Origin of the sequence: Rhodopirellula sp. JB055, assembly GCF_043100905.1 — a bacterium.
Taxonomy (GTDB): Bacteria; Planctomycetota; Planctomycetia; order Pirellulales; family Pirellulaceae; genus Rhodopirellula.
Genome location: NZ_JBICHO010000203.1, coordinates 1 through 4,120, shown reverse-complemented (window position 1 = coordinate 4,120; position 4,120 = coordinate 1). Strand labels below are relative to the sequence as shown.

The 4,120-nt window shown below is 56.0% G+C and carries 4 protein-coding genes; 1 reads left to right on the top strand and 3 read right to left on the bottom strand.

What is annotated here, in order from left to right; translation table 11 throughout:
• Positions 1 to 1,324 (bottom strand): dockerin type I domain-containing protein (locus ACF8AM_RS08285; protein ID WP_392555180.1); only part of this gene is annotated, 1,324 nt, incomplete at its 3' end.
• A 345-nt stretch (positions 1,325 to 1,669) separates the two neighbouring features.
• Between ACF8AM_RS08285 and ACF8AM_RS08280 the strand changes: the two genes are divergently transcribed.
• Positions 1,670 to 2,200, top strand: coding sequence for an NUDIX domain-containing protein (locus tag ACF8AM_RS08280; protein ID WP_392555179.1), 531 nt, complete (start codon positions 1,670 to 1,672; stop codon positions 2,198 to 2,200).
• 563 nt (positions 2,201 to 2,763) lie between these two features.
• Here the strand turns inward: ACF8AM_RS08280 and ACF8AM_RS08275 are convergent.
• A complete protein-coding gene (locus tag ACF8AM_RS08275) occupies positions 2,764 to 3,915 on the bottom strand; it encodes an FAD-dependent oxidoreductase (RefSeq protein WP_392555178.1) in 1,152 nt (383 codons plus the stop codon).
• 56 nt (positions 3,916 to 3,971) lie between these two features.
• Positions 3,972 to 4,118, bottom strand: a complete 147-nt coding sequence (locus ACF8AM_RS08270; RefSeq protein WP_392555181.1) for a DUF1589 domain-containing protein — start codon at positions 4,116 to 4,118, stop codon at positions 3,972 to 3,974.
• Positions 4,119 to 4,120 lie beyond the last annotated feature (2 nt).

The window sequence follows — 4,120 nt, the reverse complement described above, 5'->3', positions numbered from 1 at the left end:
GACTTTCAGGGTCCGAAGCCGTCGCCAAGTATGAATTGTTCATGCCCGCTTCGATCGAGCTGACCGGAACGGAGTCAAACGCATTGGGCCCGGCATTCAACTTGCCAAGCGTTTGCAGTCGATAGGAAAAACGTTTGCCACTGTCGTTCTTGAACGCAATCTGACGCGAACGAATGCTTTCGCCTGGTGCGAGTGGGTTGCCATCCATTTCAGACGTCAGGTCCCAATACGACCTTCCGTCTGGCAATCGTCCGTCGGGATGCATCGCCGCGGCATCCAATTCGCTCAAGTCATCGACGACCACGACCAATTGACCAGTGACCGTTTGGTTGCCTTGATTTGTAACGACCAATTCGGTCAAGAGTTCGTTGTCTTCGCCGGCAAGGGACGTGCGACCGTAGCTTGCGACAAAGCTACCACTGACATCTTCGAGTTGACTGAAATCAACGGATGAGCCAACCGGGGTTCTCGATTCAAAACGGCTTCCCGATGGGGCAGCCTCGTTCGCTTCAACCACTTCGTAACCGCGAAGGATGATTTGAGACGAGTCATCGCTATCATTGTTCACCAACCTCGTTGTGATCTGAACGCGGGTGCCTCCCGCGAGCCCACTCAGGTTGAACGTCGCACTTGAGTCCTCTTCGTTGGTCGCTGTGTCCATTTCAACAGCGGCACCGTAGGTTGGCTGATACGACTCACTCCAGTTGAACGCCGCGTCGCGTCCAGCAGCATACGGAAGCGTCACCGGGTTGCCTTGTTCGTCCGTCAGCTCAATTTCAAAGGCATCCAAAATTTCGTTTTGACTTGTGCGATCAAACTCGGGCGTTCGGAAGTAAACCTTGATGGCGGAGGAATCATCCGGCAGCGTCAGCCAGGGCGAATCCAAGCTGTTGTGAAAGTCCGCTCCCTCCGCGATCACTGGCGAACAGGCCAGCGATGGAAAGACGCCGTTGCCTTCGTTTCGAATGCCATTGAGATGGTTGATGACCATCAGTGCATCCAGCGCGCTCACGTGATTGTCGCAACTGACGTCGTAGTAAAGTCCGGGGGAAGCAACCTCCAATTGCTTTGGCAACTCGCCGTCCTCGGGATCACTGTATCCGCGAGCGTTCAGTTCGTTGATGATCAACAACGCATCCAATGCGCTGACGTGCGGTACCACCTCGCCACTGACGTCGGCCGGTTCGGTGACGTTGTTCCAGATCGCTGCGGCGAGAACTCGCCTCGCTTCCAACGTCTCAAACCTCGAAACCCTCGTCTTCCGCTTTTTCTTGCGTTGCGAGAGTTTTGATTTTCCAACGAATTGGGGAAGGGGAATGGACATGACACATCCAAGACAAAGCGAGAACAAACGCGGCTCCATCACCGCTCTTACTCAAACAGGTTTGCGAAGGTTGCTGAATTGCCGCCCACAGAAAGCAGCGGTGATCCAGGTCCGCGCCAACCTGGCACCAGCCATTCCCGCTTCACCTGTGCATCAACGCAGTTACCCCACCCCCCGAACATTACACAAAACCACCCACTTGGTGTTGTTGGACGTGCAGGAATTCATGGTATTTTGCGGATCGACGTTAAAATGGGTGGAAATCGATCCGACGGAAGACGCGTCTTCGCGAGAGCGAGTGTTTTGTCCGCATGGAAATTTTGTCGAATTGGAAAGGGATGACCAATGCTGGATTGGATCAAGGTGGCCGGGAAGCTGGCGTATGACCGGCCGACGCGCGAGCGGTTGCTGGGGTATCGACCGGTGGTGATTTGCTTGATCCAGTCGCTCGAGCGGGATGCGTTTTTGTTTGTCCAACCTGCCGCTGGCCGTGGAGCTTGGATGCCACCTCAAGAAGGGATTCCGCCCAACGTGTCGGTGGAAGAGGCGACGTCGCAATGCTTGGACGTCGAGCTGGGGGTCAGTCGAAAGCAAATGCATTTTCGACGTTCCGTTTGGTTGGGACGCAAAGCGATCCCAGAGCGGCAAGGCAGTCGCGACGTCGAGTTTTCGATCCGTCCGATGCAGGGGAAGGCGTACTATGGTTCGCTGAGCAAGGTCGCCGAGGACACGTCGATCACGCTCAATCCTGCGGAGGTCGCTGGTCATGAGTGGATGACGCTCGATCAAATTCGCGACCGAGTGTCAGAGAATTCAGACCGCAAACGCGAATTGTTGCGAGTGTTGTTCGCAAGGCTGGTCGGGATGGAGTTGTAGTGAGCTGAGTTGCGAGTCTCAAAAAGACTCGCCAATGTGAGGTTCTGCCCAGTCATTCCTGCCTGCCCGCTTAGCGGGGTTCAGCATTTGAGCACCTCTCCCGGAACGAAGATTTCGGGGAGGTTGAGCGACGCCGTTCGGGCGTACGCGAGAGAGGGGGCCGAGCATGGGAAGCGGCGCGGATTGCCTTCCCCGGAAATCTCGCTTTCCGAACCCTCCTGCTGCAGAGGTCGTGCAGTTTTTAAGTGCTGTGTTGCCAAACGTTTCTCATCACCCTCCCCCTCGGAGGGTCGAGCGAAGCGAGGGGAGGGGCGAGCATCGGAGTCAGCGCGTAGCCCTCCCCGGCCCGAAACGGGCCGACCCTCCCAAAGGGAGGCGAAATAAAACTGCACGACCTCTGCACGGGCGGGGTTCTGAAGGCATTGCAAACATAGCGGTTAAGAACTTCATGATCTCCTGTGTTGACGTGGGAGCGGGGCAGCACGACTCATGCTTTGGGAGTGAGTCACAAGCTGGAAGCCGACGTACACAATTGGTGTACGGCGTGGTGGCTGGCTTTGAATTCAGATCCATCCGTCTTGCAGTCCGCTCAGCGTTTGAAGCATACGGCGGCGGATCCAAGGGACTTTAGGGAACCAGGGGAGTCCAATGTTTCGGCAGGTTGCTGACAAGGGCATGTCGGACTGAAAGAACGGTGTCAACATTCGGGTCAGCGATTGGTAGTAGCGGACCTTTCGTTGTCGGAGTTGTTGATAGCGGACGGCAGCTTGTTGGAACGTTCCGGTTTCAGTGAGTGCATCTGCAAAACAGGCGGCATCCTCTAGGGCCAAGTTGACGCCCTGGCCTAAATGGGGGCTCGACGGGTGTGCTGCATCGCCCAGGAAGACAACCTTGCCAACGTGCCAGCGTTGCATGCGGACGTGCCGATACCCGGCGAACGTCATCTCTTGAAAATGGTTGATGGAATCGAGGAGTTCTGCGGCGGGTTCGCACATGGCGATGACCTCCTGTTTCCAGGCCAGCATTCCTCGTTGGACCAATTCTTCGTAATGATCGGTGCGTAGCCCCCAGAAGAAACTGCATTGTCCGTTGCCAATCGGCAGCAATCCAACCAACCGGTCTGTGCCATCAATGACTTGATGCAAGCGATGGTGGACCTGCGAACAAGGGCCTGTCGCCCAGATCGCAGCGTAGTCGTAATCGACGGTTCGCGATTTCAGTTTCGCTGCGGTTCTCAAACGAGATCGAGCTCCGTCCGCTGCAACAAGGAAATCAAATGGGCCGTGTCGGGTGCCCTGTTGGTCGATCACATGGACGCTGTCCCCGTCGTCGCAGAAGTCGCAAATTTGAGTCGAAGTTTGCAAATCAACCTTGGATTGAACGCACCGATTCAGCAAGTGTTGGAAGAGCACCCCGCGATGCACACCATAGGCAAAATGGTTCTCGCCAAGATGCCCGTATTTCAATTCAATCAGCGGTCGACCGGAAAGCAGGAACGCCTCGATGCCTTCCAGTTTTGCCGACTGACGGGCGATTGTTGCGAGGATTCCCAGCCGGTCCAAAACCGCCTGACCGCTGGGTTGGAGCATGATCCCTGCGCCAATCGCTTGGCACTGAGTCGCTTGTTCAAAGATCGTTACTTGATTCCCTGCCGATGCGAGCAGATTGCTGACTGCCGTGCCAGCGATTCCTCCTCCCGAGACCGCAATTTTCATCTGTTTTCGTTTTCAATTGAGTGAACTCCGTCTTGTGTCGCACGAGCCATGTGTCTTCACCAATTGGCGAAGACACGTTTCGAAGGTGAGTGTCCGAATTCTTGGCGGATCCGGCTACGTGTGTGGTGGCCTCGCCGACGCGGCGGGGATTGCGTGATCGGCTGGACGCCTCGCTTTGTTCCAAAGCATCGGCTGGGTGCCAGGT